Source organism: Roseateles sp., from assembly GCF_031397715.1.
In the GTDB taxonomy this organism is placed as follows: domain Bacteria; phylum Pseudomonadota; class Gammaproteobacteria; order Burkholderiales; family Burkholderiaceae_C; genus Paucibacter_A.
In genome coordinates this window covers 1-14,143 of sequence record NZ_JANNMI010000108.1, presented here as the reverse complement: position 1 = coordinate 14,143, position 14,143 = coordinate 1, and the positions used below count along the sequence as shown (strand labels likewise).

The following is a 14,143-nucleotide window of genomic DNA, read 5'->3' as shown; positions in this document are numbered from 1 at the left end:
TTGTGGATGCCGGTCAGCAGGCGCTCGTAAGCGATGTGCAACAGCGCCAAGCCCGGTGCTTCGTAGATGCCGCGGCTCTTGGCCTCGATGATGCGGTTCTCGATCTGGTCGCTCATGCCCAGGCCGTGGCGGCCACCGATGCGGTTGGCTTCCAGCAGCAACTCGACGGGATCAGCGAACTCGACGCCGTTCAGCGCGACCGGCTGGCCTTCATCGAAGCGCACCGTCACTTGCTCGGCCTTGACGACCACATCGTCGCGCCAGAAGGCTACGCCCATGATGGGGTTGACGATTTTGATGCCGCTGCTCAAGAACTCCAGGTCCTTGGCCTCGTGCGTTGCGCCCAGCATATTGGAGTCGGTCGAATAGGCTTTTTCGGCCGACATTTTGTAGCCGAAGCCGGCCGCCGTCATGAAGGCCGACATCTCGGCGCGGCCGCCCAGCTCGTCGATGAATTGTTGGTCCAGCCAGGGTTTGTAAATTTTCAGCGCCGGGTTGGTCAGCAGGCCGTAGCGATAAAAGCGCTCGATGTCATTGCCCTTGAAGGTCGAGCCGTCGCCCCAGATATTGACGTCGTCGGCCTGCATCGCGGCCACCAGCATGGTGCCGGTGACGGCGCGACCCAGTGGTGTGGTGTTGAAGTAGGTGACGCCGGCGGTGCTGATGTGGAAGGCGCCGCTTTGCAGCGCGGCAATGCCTTCATGGGCGAGCTGGGCGCGGCAGTCGACCAGCACGGCCTTTTCGGCGCCGTACTGCATGGCCTTGCGCGGGATGTCCTCGTAGTCGGGCTCGTCCGGCTGGCCCAGATTGGCGGTGTAGGCATAAGGGATCGCGCCCTTGTTGCGCATCCAGTGCAGCGCGGCGCTGGTGTCCAGGCCGCCGGAGAAAGCGATACCGACCTTTTGGCCGACGGGGATTTGCTGAAGAATGGTTGACATGGGCTGCTGAGTTGGACGAGCGGGCGACGACGGAATTCGCGGCCGAGACCGGCGTATTTTCTGTCAGTTTTCAAACCGGTCGGCTGGAGCGTCGCTTCGCACCCACATTGCCGCCGCTCGCCTTGTCGCGCCGGTGACGCAGGGCGGCGTCGCCAGCCGACAAGATGCGGCAGAGCCAGCTTGGAGACATCGCCGATGAACAATCCCTTGGTCCGCCATCAGCAGCACGCCGTGCAGAAAAAATCTTGGCCGCGACGTCTGCCGCGCGTGCTGCAGGTACCGCAGACCTCGCTCTGGTTCAATCTGGAGGTGGCGGCCACGCGCTATTCGACCAAGCCCGCCACGCTGTACGGCGGCCAGGCGCTCAGCTATGCCGAGCTGAAGTCCAGCGCCGAGGCGTTGGCCGGCTGGCTGCAGGCCATGGGCGTGGCGGCCGGCGACCGGGTCGCCGTGTTTATGCAGTACTGCCCGCAGTTCCTGATCGCCTTTTACGCCATCAACCGCGCCAATGCGGTGATGGTGCCGGTCAACCCGATGAACCGGGCCGAGGAGTTCGGCCATTACATCAGCGACCCCGAGACCAAGCTGGTGATCTGCAGCGCGGAGCTGGCCGCCATCGTCGACGCAGCCAATCAGGCTCAGCCGCTGGCGCGGCGCTTGCGGGCCGTGCTGGTGACGCGTTACTTGGACGCCTTGCCGCAGGCTGGGCTGCCTGACGATACGGACATGCCGCCGACCATGCAGCAATGGCTGATGGCCGCGCCGGCCTTGCCCGCCGGCATGACGCCCTGGGCGGCTGCGCTGGACGCTGGCCTAGCGCCCGGCCCGCACACGGCCAAATCCGATGATCTGGCGCTGTTGCCCTACACCTCGGGCACCACCGGCTTGCCCAAGGGTTGCATGCACAGCAATGCCAGTCTGATGGCCAACTGCTGCGGCGGCGGGCTGTGGGCTCAAGCCTCGGCCGAATCGGTCAGCTTGAGCGTGGTGCCGATGTTCCACGTGACGGGCTTCTTGTACGGCGTCTTGGGCCCTGTCTACCAGGGGCTGACGACGGTGATCATGCCGCGCTGGGATCGCGAGCTGGCCGGGCGGCTGATTTCGCGCTACCGGGTCACGCACTGGACCTGCATCCCGACCATGATCATCGACTTGTTCGCCAGCCCCAACTACCGGAGTTTCGATCTCTCCAGCCTGCTCTATCTGAGCGGCGGCGGGGCGGCGATGCCCGAGGCGGTGGCGCAGCGCCTGCTGGATGAGTTCGGCCTGAGTTTTGCCGAAGGTTACGGCCTGACCGAGACCGCCGCGCCCTCGCACGCCAACCCGCCCGAGCGGGCCAAACTGCAGTGCCTGGGGATCCCGATTTACGGCGTTGATTCGCGCATCGTTGACCCCGAGACGCTGGACGAAATGGCTATCGGCGAGGTCGGCGAAATCATCACCCACGGGCCGATGCTGTTCGGCGGCTACTGGCGCCAGCCCGAGGCCACGGCGGCGGCCTTTGTCGAGATCGAAGGCAAGCGGTTTTTCCGCACCGGCGATCTGGGTCGCATGGACGAAGACGGCTATTTTTTCCTGACCGACCGGCTCAAACGGATGATCAACGCCAGCGGCTACAAGGTTTGGCCCAGCGAGGTCGAGCTGCTGCTCTACAAATGCCCTGCCGTGCAAGAGGCTTGCATCATTGCCGCCAAGGACGCCTACCGGGGCGAGACGGTCAAGGCGCTGGTGGTGCTGCGCGCCGAGAGCCGGGGCAAGACCACGGCGGCCGACATCAGCGCCTGGGCCAAGGAACACATGGCCTCCTACAAGGTGCCCCAGCTGATTGAATTCGTCGACAGCCTGCCCAAGTCGGGTGCGGGCAAGGTGATGTGGCGGCTGTTGCAGGAGCGCGAGGCTGCGCCCTAGAAACCCGCGCCGGGCTGGGCCAGATAGGTCAGCTCGGGGTCGGTCGAGGCGCGGCCCAGGACGCTATTGCGGTGCGGGAAGCGACCAAAGCGCGCGATCACGTCCAGATGCCGGCGTGCGTAGTCCAGCGCGCCGGCCATTCTGGCGTCGCTGGCCGCCAAGGCCTCGAACTGCTGCACCGAGCGTTGCTGCAGGGCTAGGTCCTCCGCATGCTCCAGCGGCAGCAGCGCGAACCAGCGCTGCAGCGGCTCCAACGCCCCACTGTCCAGCAAGCTCAGGCTGAGTTGCAGGGCCAGGTCATCGCCGACGAAGGCTTGCGGGCTGTCGCGGTAGACATTGCGGGTGAACTGGTCCAGCAGCAGGATGCGGGCCAGCCGGGCGAGTGGCGAATCACCCCAGGCCGGCAAGCGGCCGGCCAAGGCGTCCGCTATCAAGCCGCTGAAGCGCTGCGTGATCTCGGCATCGGTGGCCGCGCTTTTTTGAAACCAAAGCGCCCGGATCTGGCCGTCTTCGGCGCTGCCGAGAGGCCCGAACCAGTAGTTCAAGACTCGCTGCACCGGCGCCGCCTCGGTCAGCCGCTGCCAGCGCGGGTAACGTTGCAGATGAGCGGCGACATAGCTGCAGGCCGGCACGACTTGCAAGCCCTGCGGCGCCGCCCATTGCAGCGCGTGCTAGACCAAGCGGCCGGCCAGGCCACGGCCGCGCAGTGCCGGCGCCGTGCCGGTGTGAGTAAAGATCAGCTGCTCGCCTTGCGGTAGATAGTCCAGCTCCAGGCCATGGCCGTCGACCGTGGCGCTGAAGCGGCCCCGGGCTGGGTCGTGCTGGATGTTCAAGTCATTGCTCATGGTCTAACGTCCCAGTTGCTGCCACAGATAACTGTATTCCAGCGCCTGCAGCGTGGCGCGCTGCTGGTTGTCGGCCGCGCCGCCGTGGCCGCCCTCGATGTTCTCGAAGTAGAGCACCGCATGCCCCAGCGCCTCCATCCGCGCTGCTGTTCTGCGCGCATGGCCGGGGTGAACGCGGTCGTCGCGGGTCGAGGTGGTGAACAGCACTTTCGGATACCTGACGCCGGCGCGGACGTTTTGATAGGGGCTGTACTTGGCAATGAAGGCCCAGTCTTGCGGCTGATCCGGGTCACCGTACTCGGCCATCCACGAAGCGCCGGCGAGTAACTGGTGATAGCGACGCATATCGAGCAGGGGCACCTGGCAGACCACGGCGTTGAACAGCTCCGGGCGTTGCACAAAGGTGGCGCCGACCAGCAGGCCGCCGTTGCTGCCGCCCATGATGCCGAGGTGGCGCGGGCTGCTGATGCCGCGCCGAATCACATCCTCGGCCACGGCAATGAAATCGTCATAGCTGCGCTGCTTTTGGTCGCGCAGCGCTGCCTGATGCCAGCTCGGTCCGAACTCCCCGCCGCCGCGGATATTGGCCAGCACCAACACGCCGCCGCGGCCATACCAGGCGCGGCCGAAGCCGCCCGAGTACCAGGGCTGTAGGGCGACCTCGAAGCCGCCGTAGCCATAGAGAAGGGTGGGGTTGCGGCCGTCGGCGCTAGCACCTGCTGGCCAGACGACGAAGTAGGGCACTTGCGTGCCGTCGGCGCTGCTGGCGAAGAATTGCTCGGTCTTCATGCCGGCGGCGGTGAACTGCGGGCTGCGGCTTTTCAGCAGCTGGCGCTGGTCGCCGCCGGTCTGCGCCAGGAACAGCGAGTCGGGGGTCAGGAAGTCCGCGTAATTGAGCAGGTAGTGTTCGGCAAACTCGTCGCCTTCGGGCAGTTCGCTGTCGTACAAGCTGGCCAGCTGGAGGTGGCCGGGGAAGGGCGCGTCGATGCGGCGGTGAACAGGCGACGGGCCGTCAAAGCGCCATGCCTCCAAGCGGCTGGCGACTTGGTCGCTGATGTTCAAGATGACCTGCGAGCGGGTCAGCGCATAGGCGTCCAGCGAGCGGGTAGGCGTCGGGCTGAACAAGACCTGGAAGCTGCGCTCGCCGCGCAGATAGGCGGCCGCGTCGCTCAGCAGCAGGCTGCCGGCCGCATAGGTCTGGTCACTGAGATGCCAGTCGCTGCGCGGCTGCAGGAGCAGGCGCGCGCCCCAGAACTGCTGTTGCATATCGCTGGGTAAATCAAGCTCGACCAGTCGCTCACCGTCCAGCAAAAAGCGCGCCTCGTTGTAGAAGTCCAGCGCGCGGCTGAAGATCGTGCGCTCGAAGCCGGGGCTGTGGTCGACATGCACAGCCACCGCCACATCCTGGGCCTCGCCCTCGAACACCGTGGGCGCATCGGTCAGCGCCGTGCCGCGTTGCCAGCGCTTGATGATGCGCGGGTAGCCGGCCTCCGTCATGCTGCCGGGGCCGAAGTCGGTGGCGACATAGAGGGCGTCGGCATTGATCCATTCGACCAAGCTCTTGGCCTCGGCCAGCTCGAAGCCGCCGGCCACAAACTGCAGGGTCAGCGTGTCGAACTCGCGCACCACGGCGGCATCGGCGCCGCCGCGTGACAGCGACAGCAGGGCTAAACGGTAGTCGGGCCCCAAGCATTGGACGCCGCCGAAGACCCAGTTCTCGCCCTCGGCCTGGCCCAGTGCGTCGAGGTCGAGCATGGTCTCCCATTGCGGCGCCGGCTTTTGGTAGTCGCTCAGCGTGGTGCGCCGCCACAGGCCGCGCGGGTGGTCCGCGTCCTGCCAGAGGTTGTAGAACCAAGGGCCATAGCGCTGCACCTGCGGGATGCGGTCGCTGGCGTTCAGGACACCCAGCAGCTCGCGGCGCAGCGCCGGGTAGTCGCCATGCGCCTGCAATAGCCCCAAGCTGACGGCGTTGTGCTCACGCACCCAGGCCATGGCGCGCTCGCCGTGCACGTCCTCCAGCCAGAGCAAGGGGTCGTCGAGATCTGCAGGCTGTGGCGTCGACATAATGGCTTATTCGCTCGCCAGCTTCAAGGCGATCGGCGTGATCTCCAGCGAGTCGGCCGTGCTGGAGACATAGATGCCGCCGTCCTGCACCGTTACTTGCAGCTGCATGCTGCGCTGGGCGAACTTGGCCAGCGCCTGCGACTGCTCGGACGGGATCTGCCAGACCGACAGCCGCGGTGCGCGCGTCAGCTTGGCTTCGATACCGGCCCACCAGATGGCGGTGCTGTAGGAGTAACCGTACACGCTGACGTGCTCGGCGCGGCCGTGCGCCTTCAGCAGGCGGCGGTCATCGGGCTGGCCGAGGTCGATCCAGTGCAGGATATTGCCGGTCAAGTCGCGCTGCCACAGCTCGGGCTCGTCCACGTCGGTCAGTCCCTTGCTCAATTCGAGCTTGCCGCGCATCTCGTCGGCCGGCACATTGAGGGCGAAGGCCAAGATGCGAATCATCATGCGCTCGTCGGTCTCCGACGGCTGGCGGGCGATGGTCAGGTTGTGCTCACCGTAGACATGGCGGTCCATGTCGGCGATCTGCAGTTGGGCTTTGTGAATGGTGGCTTTGATTGCCATGTGGGCTGAGGCTCGGCTGAGGTGCGGTCTTGGGAAGCGTTTGATTATCGGCTGAGCCGCCGCATGGGGGACAATCCCGCCATTGAACCAGCAACACAACCCACAACAGGTAAGCGCACTATGAACATGAAAAAAACCGACCTCGACCGCCTTGCCGGTATCAAGCTGGATGGTCAGATGCGCGGCGCGCCGGTGTTGGGTCGCTTCGGTCAGGGCGCGGCGAACTTGCCGGATCGCAAGGAACAACGCCGCCTCGACAGCGCCGCCGGCTTGGTGCCGTTTGCCTGCAAGCTGCCGTCCGAGCTGACCCAAACCCTGCGCGAGCGCGCGGCCGACCATGCCGGTGGCATCAACGGCCTGGTGGCCGAGTTGCTGCAAAAAGGCCTGGCCTGATTTTTTCGGGCCGCCGGCCATCGGGTGATTTCCGCCATGGCATGATGTGAGCGAAGCGTCCGGCGAGGGCGCTTTTGCTCATGTGCATGCCCTGACTACCCAGCGGCGGCATTGGTTTTTTGTCAGCGCCCGCTCAGCGGCGCATTCGAAAGAAAAAGTTTTTGCCATGAAACGACTCCTTGTCTCCTTGCTCGCGGCGGTGCTTGTGCCCGCCTTCGCTCAGACCGCCGGTACTGCCGTGAAGGTTGATCCGAAGAACAACAAGGTCAGCAATCCGGTGGTCGAAAAGCCCAAACAAAAGCTGATGACGCGCGACGAGCTGCGTTCCTGCATGGACCGCAATGACTTCAACACCAAAGAAGCATTGGCAATCAAGGCCGATCAGAACGCCTACAACGACAACGCGATCAGCTTGAAGGCCGAGAAGGCCGAGCTGCAAAAAGGCGAGGATGCCGGGGCCGCCGGCACCGCCACGCTGAAGAAAGAGCGCGAAGGCATCTTGCAGATGTTTGAGGAAATCAAGGCGGCGGCACCGAAGCTGGAGAAGGCCGATCTGGAGGCCCGCAACAAGGAATATCAGGCTCGCGCGGCTGCATTCGATACCAGCGTGACGACCTTGAATGAAGGTATCCGGGCCAATCTGGACAAGCGCAAGGTCTTCTCGGAAAAGGTCGATGCCTTCAACGCGAGCTTCAAGGCCTTGGAAGCGCGGCAAGAAGGGCATTTCGACAAGATGGACGCTTGGAAAGCTGAATGCAGCAAGAAGGCTTATGACGAGGCCGATGAAAAAGCCATCATGAAAGAGCGCGCAGCGGCCCAGCCGAAGTAGGCCAAGCCCTTGCAGTAGTTCGCCCATGAACGACGTCAGACCTTGATCAGGTCGGCGTCGTTTTTTTATTGCGGTTCACCGACCGACGCGGAGACAAAAAATGATGAGCTCTTTGCCCAGCAACCCACTCTTGCAAGACTGGCAGACGCCCTACGGCCTGCCGCCCTTTGCGGCGATTCAAACCCAGCACTTCGCCCCCGCCTTCGAGGCGGCTTTGGCGCAGCACCGGGCCGAGCTGGACGCCATCGCGGCACAGGCCGAGCCGCCGACATTTGCCAATACCTTGGCCAGTTTTGATCGCAGCGGCCAGCTTTTGGGTCGACTGGAGACCGTGTTTCATGCGCTGGCCGCTTCGGCCACTTCGCCCGAGCTGCAACTGGTGCAGCGCGCGCTGGCCGCTCCGCTGGCGGCGCATAACAACGCCGTCTATATGCACCAGGCCTTGTTCGAAAGAGTGGCCGCGCTCTACCAGGAGCGCCAGGCCCTGGGATTGAAGGCGCAAGAGCTGCGCCTGCTGGAGCGCGTGCATCTGGACTTTGTACGCGCCGGCGCCAAGCTGGTCGGCGAGCCCCAAGCTCGCTACGCGCAGGTGATGGAGCGGCTGGCCGAGCTAAACACCCAGTTCGCGCAAAACGTGCTGGCCGATGAAAGTGCTTACCGACTGGTGCTGCGCAGCGAGGCCGAATTGGCCGGCCTGCCTGACTTTGTGCGCGCCAGCGCCGCGCAGGCGGCCGCCGAGCGCGGCTTGGGCGAGGGCGATCATGTGATCACGCTGTCGCGCTCGCACATCGTCCCGTTCTTGACCTTCAGCGAGCGCCGCGATCTGCGTGAGCAGGCCTGGCGCGCCTGGACCAGCAGAGGTGATGGGAGCCCCTCGCCTGCGGGTACGCAGTCGGCCCCCCGAGGGGGCGCCGTCGCCCTTGGGAGCGGCCCGGCGGGCGACTCCGCCGGCCCCACCGACAACCGCGCCATCGCCCAAGAAATCCTCAGCTTACGTAACGAGCAAGCCCGACTGCATGGCCACGCCTGCTTTGCCGACTTTGCGCTGACCGACACCATGGCCGGCACGCGTGCAGCCGTGACTGGCCTGCTGTCCAAGGTCTGGGAGCCGGCCCTGGCCGCCGCCGAGGGCGAACGCCAAGCCTTGCAGGACATGATGCTCAGCCTGGGCGACGACTTTGCGCTCGAGGCCTGGGATTGGCGCTTTTACTCGGAGAAGGTGCGCGTCGCCCGCTATGACCTGCAAGAAGCCGAGGTCAAGCCTTACTTTCAGCTCGATGCGATGGTCGCTGCGGCTTTCGATTGCGCGAGCCGTTTGTTTGGCCTGCAGTTCGTGGCCAAGCCCGAAGTGGCCGGCTATCACCCGGACGTCAAGGTTTACGAGGTGCAAAACGGCGACGGCTCGGTGCGCGGCCTGTTCCTGCAGGACAACTTTGCCCGTACGACCAAGCGCAGCGGCGCCTGGATGAATGCGCTGCGCTGGCAGGCCCGCAACGGCCGGGTCGGCGAGCAGGGCCTGCCCATCATTCAGAACAACAATAACTTCGCCAAGGGCGCACCGGGCGAGCCGACCCTGCTCAGCTTCGATGACGCGCGCACCCTGTTCCATGAGTTCGGCCATGGCCTGCATGGGCTGCTGTCTAACGTCGAGTTTGAGCGGCTTTCGGGCACGCAGGTGTTGCGCGATTTTGTCGAGCTGCCCTCGCAGATTTTTGAGCACTGGATGAGCGAGCCCGAGGTCTTGAAAAAGCACGCTCGCCATTACCAGACCGGTGAGGTTATTCCCGACGCCTTGCTGGCCAAGCTGAAGGCGGCCGAGTTGTTCAACCAGGGCTATGAGACGGTGCGCTATACCGCCAGCGCCTTGGTGGATTTGGCGATTCACTCGCTGCCCGACGCGGCCGCGCCCGATGTGGTTGAGTTCGAGGCCCAGACGATGGCGGCCTACGGTCTGCCGGCCGCCATCGGCATGAACCACCGGCTGACCCATTTCCAGCACCTGTTCTCAGGCTCCAGCTATGCCTCGGGCTACTACGTCTATATGTGGGCCGAGGTGCTGGACTGCGACGGCCACGGCGCCTTCGTCGAGGCCGGCAGCGCCTTTGACCCTCAGGTGGCCGCGCGCCTGCGCGAGTGCATCTTGTCGACCGGCAACAGCGTCGAGCCGGGTGCGGCTTTCCGGGCTTTCCGGGCTTTCCGCGGCCGCGACGCGGTGGTGGAGCCGATGCTGAAGAGCCGGGGTTTGCTGCCGGCTTGAACGTGCTTCAGGGCCTGACGGCGGCGAAGAACTCGTCCAGGCCCTGTAGAAAAGTCTTGAAGTCAATCGGCTTGGTCCAGTAGGCGAGGAAGCCGGCCGCCACGGCGCGGCGGATGTCGTCGGGCATGCCGTTGGCCGACAGCGCGATGCAGGGAATGGCGGCGACCAAGGCGTCGGGGTCGGCGCGTAGCCGCGCTAGCACCTCGTGGCCGTCAAAATCGGGCAGCTGCATATCAAGCAGGATCAGGTCCGGCAGCATGCTGCGGGCGCGCGACAGGCCGCGCGTGCCGTCAATTTCGCAGGCCAGCGTCAGCGCCGGCCGGCTCGCCAGCAGTTCCTCCACCACCAGCACATTGACCGGGTTGTCTTCGATATAGAGCAGGCGCCCGCTACGGTTGGGCGAGGCGTTAGGGCATGAACTGGACATGCGGGGAGTCTATGGGAAGCGGCCACCTAATCCAGCCGTTGGCGCTGCCTACGCGTACAAAAAATCTTCGGTGTTTGTCCTCCTTGACTTTTGCCTGCTCAACCCAAGGTGGGTTTGATCGCCAAACCAGGATGCAGCGCCATGACTGAGTCGCCCAAATTCGCCCTGGTGACCGGGGCCGGCTCCGGCATCGGGCGCGCCGCTGCCTTAGGGCTCATCGAGGCCGGCTACACGGTCGTCCTGGTCGGCCGCCGGTTGGAGCCGCTGCAGCAAACTGCGGCGGCCGCCATTGCGCCCGAGCGGGCTTTTGCTTGGGGCACGGATGTGACGCAGCCCGAGGCGGTGGCGGCGCTGTTCGAGCGCGTGCGCAGCGAATTCGGTCGGCTCGACCTCTTGTTCAACAACGCCGGCATCGGCGCACCGGCCGTGCCGATAGCCGAGCTGAGTTTCGAGCAGTGGCGGGCGGTGATGGCCGTCAATCTGGACGCCAGTTTCTTGTGCGCGCAGGCCGCTTTCAAGCTGATGCAGAGTCAGTCGCCGCGCGGCGGGCGCATCATCAATAACGGCTCGATATCGGCCCATGCGCCGCGCCCCAATTCCGCCCCCTACACCGCCAGCAAGCATGCCATCACCGGCCTGACCAAGGCGCTGGCGCTGGACGGCCGGGCGCATGACATCGCTTGCGGCCAGCTGGACATCGGCAATGCGCTGACCGAGATGGCGCTGCCGATGACGGTCGGCGTCGCCCAAGCCAACGGCAGCATCGCGGCGGAGGCGACAATGGACGTGGCGCATGCGGCCAGCGCCTTGCTCTATATGGCCGGCCTGCCTTTGTCGGCCAATGTGCAGTTCATGACGGTGATGGCGACGAAGATGCCTTTTGTCGGTCGTGGCTGAGGCCTGTATTCCCAAGATCTGAAAGAGAGTCGAATTTTGTTTGCTGCTTTGCTACGTTTTGTCGCCCGTGTAGTTTTCGCACTGGTCACCGTTGTGTTGGTGCTGTGCCTGATGGGCGTGGCCGTGATCACGATGATTGGCTTGTTGATCTGGAGTTTGTTGCGCGGGCGCAAGCCGGTCTTGGACACCTCGGGCTTTGCGCGGGCACGCAGCTTCCGGGCCGGCCAGCGCGCTGCGGCGCCCAAGCCCATGGGTGAGGTGATCGACGTTGAGGTGCGAGAAGTGGCCGACAAGCCGCCGCAGAATTGAAAAAACTACCAGCGCTTGGTCGTCAGCTCGGCCAGGATCTCGCCATAAATGCGGTAGCGCGAGGCGCTGATCAGCCCCGCCTCGACCGCGTCGCGCACGCCGCAGCCCGGCTCATGTTGATGGGTGCAGTTGTAAAAGCGGCAGTTGCCGGCATGCTTGCGCAGATCCGGCATCAGCAGCGGCAATTGCATAGGCTCGACCTGCTTGACGCCGAATTCCTGAAAACCCGGTGAGTCAATCAAGGCGGTTTGGCGTTCGGCATCGACCCAGTACCACTGCGTGGTGGTGGTGGTGTGGCGGCCCGAATTCAGCGCCACCGAAATCTCGCCGACCTGCGCGCGGGCGTCCGGGATCAGCAGATTGATCAGCGTGCTTTTGCCGGTGCCGCTGGGGCCCATCACAAAGGTTTTCTTGCCGGCCAACCAAGGCGTTAGCAGCGCGGCGGAACCTTCTCGGTCGGCGGTCAACGCCAGCTCCATCATCGGCAGCTCCATCGCTCGGTAAGGTGCCAGCCGCTCACGCGCCGCGGGCGTGCCGGGCAGGTCGATCTTGTTCAGCGCGATGGTGGTCGAGATACCGGCAGCCTCGGCCGCAATCAGCGCGCGGCAGAGTTGCGTCTCGCTGAACACCGGCTCGACGCCGACCAAAATCAAGAGCTGATCGACATTGGCGGCAAAGCTCTTGGTCTTCCATTCGTCTTGGCGGAACAGCAGATTGCGGCGCGGCTCCACCATCTCGACCACGCCCTCGTCGCTGCCCGACGGCGCCCAGCGCACCAGGTCGCCGACCACGCAGTCGCTTTTCTTGCCGCGCGGGTGGCAGACCCGGCGCAGGCCGTCCGGGCTTTCAACGATGTAGTGGCGGCCGTGGCCGCGCACCACCAGGCCGATATCAAGGTGGTCGAAGCGGCTCACACCGTGCCTTCCGGCAGGGCCGAAATCTGCGCGGCGCAGATGAAGTCGTTGCTGGTCAGGCCCTTGGCGGAATGGGTGCTGAGACTCAGGCTGCAGCTGTCAAACGAAACCTGCGTCTCGGGGTGATGGTCCTGGCCATGGGCGATCTCGGCCACCGCGTTGACGAAGGCCATGGTCTGGTAAAAGTTGTGGAACTCGAAACGGCACTCGATCGCCGTGCCGTTCGCGGCCAACTTCCAGCCCGGCACTTGCTGCAGCCAGCCGTCCAAATCAGCGGCGGCAAGCGCGTCGCGCTGCGGCGAGCATTGGGCGATCAGGAGATTCATCGGTGCGGTCATATCAAGTTGCTGTTTGAGCTTGTGGGCCTGCCAGGATGGCGCCCAAACGTTCGGTGGCTGGAGGGTGGGAATAATAAAAACGGGCGAACACGGGGTCCGGCGTCAAGGTGCCCGCATTGTCCTCGTGCAGCTTGAGCAGGGCCGAGGCCAGGTCGGCACCGCGCGCATGGGTGCAGGCATAGGCATCGGCCTGGAACTCGTCGCGCCGCGACAGCAGACTGCTCAAGGGCGTGAAGAAAAACGCGAACACCGGCAGCACCATCATGAATAGCAGCAGGGCCAAGGCATCATTGGGCGCGGCCATATTCGGCTGCACGGCAAAGGCCAGATAAAAGCCACTCTGACTTGACAGCCAGCCCAGCAGCGCAAAGCCGGCCAGGCTGATCGCGAACATCGTCAACATGCGCTTGAGCACATGTTTGTGCTTGAAGTGACCCAACTCATGCGCCAGCACCGCCTCGACCTCGGGGCCGTTCAGGCGCGCGAGCAAGGTGTCAAAAAACACCACCCGCTTGGCCGGGCCGAAGCCGGTGAAATAGGCATTGCCATGCGCCGAGCGGCGGCTGCCGTCCATCACAAACAAGCCCTTGGCGGCAAAACCGCAGCGCGTCATCAGGCCTTCGACGCGGGCTTTGAGTGCCTCGTCCGGCAGCGGCTCGAACTTGTTGAACAGCGGTGCAATGACGGTCGGGTAGAGCACCAGGATCAGCAAATTGAAGCCCATCCAACTGGCCCAGGCCCACAACCACCAGTAGCTGCCTGCCGCGCCCATCAGCCACAGAATCAGCGCCGCGATGGGCAGGCCGATGACGGCGCCGACCAGCGCGCCCTTGAGCGCGTCGTTGACGTACATCTTCCAGGTCATGCGGTTGAAGCCAAAACTCTGCTCGATGCGGAAGGTGTCATACAGCTCCCAGGGCAGGTCAAGCAGCGCACCGATCACGACAAAGGCGAGCAAGAGGCTGAGTTGATAAGCCATCGTGCCGAAGCGCAGATAAGTCGCGTCATAGACCAGCGTGTTGAGCGCATCGAGGCCGCCCAGCAGCGTCCAGGCCAGCAGCAGGGCGCTGCTGAAGGCCAGGTTCAGCAGCCCGAAGCGGCTGCGCGCGACCGTGTAGTCGGCCGCTTTTTGATGCGCGGCCAAGGGCACGGTGGCGGCAAAGGCGGCCGGCACCTGGCCGCGGTGCTGGGCGACGTGGCGGACCTGGCGGCTGCTGAGCCAGAACTTGATCGCCAGCGATAAAAGCAGCGCGAGCGCGAAGGCCAGACTCAAGGCGCCGGGATGAACAGAGGGTAAATAGCTTGCAAACATGGGGCGAAGTGTAGGGCTGCGACAATGCCGCCGATTCAAGAACGCTAGAAAGCACTCCGCAATGACCACCGAATCGCCTCCAAACCCTGTGCTGAACAGCAACGAGCAAAACCTGATCTGGATTGACCTGGAAATGACCGGCCTC

Annotated in this window: 15 protein-coding genes; 6 read left to right on the top strand and 9 right to left on the bottom strand. The window is 64.5% G+C overall.

Going from position 1 to position 14,143, the window contains the following annotated elements:
* Window positions 1-938, bottom strand: a 938-nt coding sequence (gene argG / locus RMO57_RS04795) for an argininosuccinate synthase (RefSeq protein ID WP_310384732.1), incomplete at its 3' end; no start/stop codon positions are given.
* A 195-nt stretch (window positions 939-1,133) separates the two neighbouring features.
* Here argG and RMO57_RS04790 point away from each other — a divergent pair.
* Window positions 1,134-2,846, top strand: coding sequence for a long-chain fatty acid--CoA ligase (locus RMO57_RS04790; RefSeq protein WP_310384730.1), 1,713 nt, complete (start codon window positions 1,134-1,136; stop codon window positions 2,844-2,846).
* Here RMO57_RS04790 and RMO57_RS04785 read toward each other — a convergent pair.
* The 4 genes from RMO57_RS04785 to RMO57_RS04770 form a co-directional block, all read right to left on the bottom strand.
* Window positions 2,843-3,421 carry a DUF924 family protein gene (locus tag RMO57_RS04785; protein WP_414896372.1) on the bottom strand — a complete coding sequence of 193 codons (579 nt, stop codon included), beginning with the start codon at window positions 3,419-3,421 and terminating at the stop codon, window positions 2,843-2,845. The two genes, RMO57_RS04790 and RMO57_RS04785, sit on opposite strands and share 4 nt — an antisense overlap.
* Window positions 3,422-3,517: 96 nt before the next feature.
* On the bottom strand, window positions 3,518-3,691 hold the full coding sequence (locus RMO57_RS04780) for a GNAT family N-acetyltransferase (protein WP_310384729.1): 174 nt from the start codon (window positions 3,689-3,691) through the stop codon (window positions 3,518-3,520).
* A 3-nt stretch (window positions 3,692-3,694) separates the two neighbouring features.
* A complete protein-coding gene (locus RMO57_RS04775) occupies window positions 3,695-5,755 on the bottom strand; it encodes a prolyl oligopeptidase family serine peptidase (RefSeq protein WP_310384727.1) in 2,061 nt (686 codons plus the stop codon).
* Window positions 5,756-5,761: 6 nt separating this feature from the next.
* Window positions 5,762-6,322, bottom strand: a complete 561-nt coding sequence (locus RMO57_RS04770; RefSeq protein WP_310384725.1) for a YaeQ family protein — start codon at window positions 6,320-6,322, stop codon at window positions 5,762-5,764.
* 120 nt (window positions 6,323-6,442) lie between these two features.
* Here RMO57_RS04770 and RMO57_RS04765 point away from each other — a divergent pair, with 120 nt between their 5' ends.
* From RMO57_RS04765 to RMO57_RS04755, 3 genes are all read left to right on the top strand, one after another.
* A complete protein-coding gene (locus RMO57_RS04765; RefSeq protein ID WP_310384723.1) occupies window positions 6,443-6,715 on the top strand; it encodes a hypothetical protein in 273 nt (90 codons plus the stop codon).
* 166 nt (window positions 6,716-6,881) lie between these two features.
* Window positions 6,882-7,544, top strand: coding sequence for a hypothetical protein (locus RMO57_RS04760; protein WP_310384721.1), 663 nt, complete (start codon window positions 6,882-6,884; stop codon window positions 7,542-7,544).
* Between the two features lie 100 nt (window positions 7,545-7,644).
* Window positions 7,645-9,801 carry a M3 family metallopeptidase gene (locus RMO57_RS04755; RefSeq protein ID WP_310384719.1) on the top strand — a complete coding sequence of 719 codons (2,157 nt, stop codon included), beginning with the start codon at window positions 7,645-7,647 and terminating at the stop codon, window positions 9,799-9,801.
* Between the two features lie 7 nt (window positions 9,802-9,808).
* Here the strand turns inward: RMO57_RS04755 and RMO57_RS04750 are convergent, their stop codons facing one another.
* A complete protein-coding gene (locus RMO57_RS04750) occupies window positions 9,809-10,228 on the bottom strand; it encodes a response regulator (protein ID WP_310384718.1) in 420 nt (139 codons plus the stop codon).
* A gap of 141 nt (window positions 10,229-10,369) precedes the next feature.
* Between RMO57_RS04750 and RMO57_RS04745 the strand changes: the two genes are divergently transcribed.
* Window positions 10,370-11,125 (top strand): SDR family oxidoreductase, encoded by a 756-nt coding sequence (locus RMO57_RS04745; RefSeq protein ID WP_310384716.1) that lies wholly within the window; start codon window positions 10,370-10,372, stop codon window positions 11,123-11,125.
* A 36-nt stretch (window positions 11,126-11,161) separates the two neighbouring features.
* The gene (locus tag RMO57_RS04740; RefSeq protein WP_310384714.1) at window positions 11,162-11,434 is read left to right on the top strand and encodes a hypothetical protein; all 273 of its coding nucleotides are present in this window, start codon (window positions 11,162-11,164) and stop codon (window positions 11,432-11,434) included.
* A 5-nt stretch (window positions 11,435-11,439) separates the two neighbouring features.
* Here the strand turns inward: RMO57_RS04740 and rsgA are convergent, their stop codons facing one another.
* From rsgA to RMO57_RS04725, 3 genes are read right to left on the bottom strand one after another with little or no spacing between them, the layout of a single operon-like run.
* Window positions 11,440-12,348, bottom strand: coding sequence for a ribosome small subunit-dependent GTPase A (rsgA, locus tag RMO57_RS04735; RefSeq protein ID WP_310384711.1), 909 nt, complete (start codon window positions 12,346-12,348; stop codon window positions 11,440-11,442).
* Entirely contained in the window at window positions 12,345-12,674 is a 330-nt protein-coding gene (locus tag RMO57_RS04730; protein WP_310384709.1) for a 4a-hydroxytetrahydrobiopterin dehydratase, read from the bottom strand. Before RMO57_RS04730 ends, rsgA begins: the two co-directional genes overlap by 4 nt.
* A gap of 13 nt (window positions 12,675-12,687) precedes the next feature.
* The gene (locus RMO57_RS04725) at window positions 12,688-13,998 is read right to left on the bottom strand and encodes a M48 family metallopeptidase (protein ID WP_310384707.1); all 1,311 of its coding nucleotides are present in this window, start codon (window positions 13,996-13,998) and stop codon (window positions 12,688-12,690) included.
* Window positions 13,999-14,143 lie beyond the last annotated feature (145 nt).

Coding starts and splice junctions, on each gene's coding strand:
- RMO57_RS04790 (WP_310384730.1), top strand. CDS start 1,134: ATGAACAATCCCTTGGTCCGCCATCAGCAGCACGCCGTGCAGAAAAAA.
- RMO57_RS04780 (WP_310384729.1), bottom strand. CDS start 3,691: ATGAGCAATGACTTGAACATCCAGCACGACCCAGCCCGGGGCCGCTTC.
- RMO57_RS04775 (WP_310384727.1), bottom strand. CDS start 5,755: ATGTCGACGCCACAGCCTGCAGATCTCGACGACCCCTTGCTCTGGCTG.
- RMO57_RS04770 (WP_310384725.1), bottom strand. CDS start 6,322: ATGGCAATCAAAGCCACCATTCACAAAGCCCAACTGCAGATCGCCGAC.
- RMO57_RS04765 (WP_310384723.1), top strand. CDS start 6,443: ATGAACATGAAAAAAACCGACCTCGACCGCCTTGCCGGTATCAAGCTG.
- RMO57_RS04760 (WP_310384721.1), top strand. CDS start 6,882: ATGAAACGACTCCTTGTCTCCTTGCTCGCGGCGGTGCTTGTGCCCGCC.
- RMO57_RS04755 (WP_310384719.1), top strand. CDS start 7,645: ATGATGAGCTCTTTGCCCAGCAACCCACTCTTGCAAGACTGGCAGACG.
- RMO57_RS04750 (WP_310384718.1), bottom strand. CDS start 10,228: ATGTCCAGTTCATGCCCTAACGCCTCGCCCAACCGTAGCGGGCGCCTG.
- RMO57_RS04745 (WP_310384716.1), top strand. CDS start 10,370: ATGACTGAGTCGCCCAAATTCGCCCTGGTGACCGGGGCCGGCTCCGGC.
- RMO57_RS04730 (WP_310384709.1), bottom strand. CDS start 12,674: ATGAATCTCCTGATCGCCCAATGCTCGCCGCAGCGCGACGCGCTTGCC.
- RMO57_RS04725 (WP_310384707.1), bottom strand. CDS start 13,998: ATGTTTGCAAGCTATTTACCCTCTGTTCATCCCGGCGCCTTGAGTCTG.